Raw genomic sequence first — 1221 nt, 5'->3', positions numbered from 1 at the left:
GGCGGCATCTACAACTTCGTCACCAAGCGCGGCGATTGCCGGGGCGACAATTCCAAGATTTCGTGGACGCAGGTCGAAACCGGCTCGGCGATCACCTGGAAGTACCCCTCCTGCCTGTTGCGCGGCGACAATTCGCGCGGCGAGTTCTATTCGATCGCCGTCTCCAACGGCCATCAGCAGATCGACAGCGGCACCAAGATGATCCATCTCGGCAAGAACACGTCGAGCCGCATCATCTCCAAGGGCATTTCGGCGGGCGTTTCCAATAACACCTATCGCGGCCAGGTCTCGGCCCACCGCAAGGCGGAAAACGCGCGCAACTTCACCCAGTGCGACTCGCTGCTCATCGGCGACAAATGCGGCGCCCACACCGTGCCTTACATCGAGGCCGGCAATGCATCCGCCCGTTTCGAGCATGAGGCCACCACCTCGAAGATTTCCGAGGACCAGCTGTTCTACTGCATGCAGCGCGGCATTCCCGAAGAAGAGGCGATCGCGCTGATTGTCAACGGTTTCGTCCGCGAGGTGATCCAGGAACTGCCGATGGAATTCGCGGTCGAGGCGCAGAAGCTGATCGGGATTTCGCTGGAAGGAAGCGTTGGCTAGCCATCCCCGCAGCGTCATCCTCGGGCTTGACCCGAGGATCTTACCACCGTGCTGAGAATGAGACGCGGGTTTGTTCGAGCGAGGACTGGTAAGGCTGAATGCAACCCGGTACTCCGCTCGCATGGGGACGTGATTAGATCCTCGGGTCAAGCCCGAGGATGACGAAAACGAGGGGTTGCGGGCGCAATGTCAGGCTATGTCTACATGATGTCCGACAAGCCGCGCGGCGTTCTCTACACTGGTGTCACGAGCGACATCCACGGGCGTGTGTGGGAACACAGAAACGAAACGCACGAAGGTTTTACATCGAAATACAGGGCGAAAAATCTGGTCTGGCTTGAACTGCATCCGAATATCGTACTGGCAATTCAGAGAGAGAAATCCTTGAAGCGCTATCGGAGAGAATGGAAGATCAGACTTGTCGAGGAACTGAACCCGAACTGGCTGGATTTATTCGAACGAATTGATGAAATCGAGAATGTGTATAGGCCGCATCCCGGAATGCGGAAGTCTGGAGACTACAATTGAACGAGCGATGTCGGTGACCAGACAATGTCGGCTTTGACAGAACCAGCCCCACCCAACGGCGTCATCCTCGGGCTTGTCCCGAGGATC

At 57.3% G+C, this 1221-nt stretch carries 2 protein-coding genes; both read left to right on the top strand.

Annotated elements, in window-relative coordinates; translation table 11 throughout:
• Positions 1–606 (top strand): SufD family Fe-S cluster assembly protein (locus B4E36_RS11235; protein ID WP_345900353.1); only part of this gene is annotated, 606 nt, incomplete at its 5' end.
• Between the two features lie 186 nt (positions 607–792).
• Positions 793–1134: a GIY-YIG nuclease family protein gene (locus B4E36_RS11230; protein ID WP_018066384.1), complete on the top strand. Its 342-nt coding sequence runs from the start codon at positions 793–795 to the stop codon at positions 1132–1134.
• Positions 1135–1221 lie beyond the last annotated feature (87 nt).

The organism is Martelella sp. UBA3392 (assembly GCF_002358775.1).
GTDB classification, from domain to species: Bacteria; Pseudomonadota; Alphaproteobacteria; order Rhizobiales; family Rhizobiaceae; genus Martelella; species Martelella mediterranea.
Note: the sequence above shows the minus strand (reverse complement) of the source record. Positions and strands in the feature narration are given on the sequence as shown.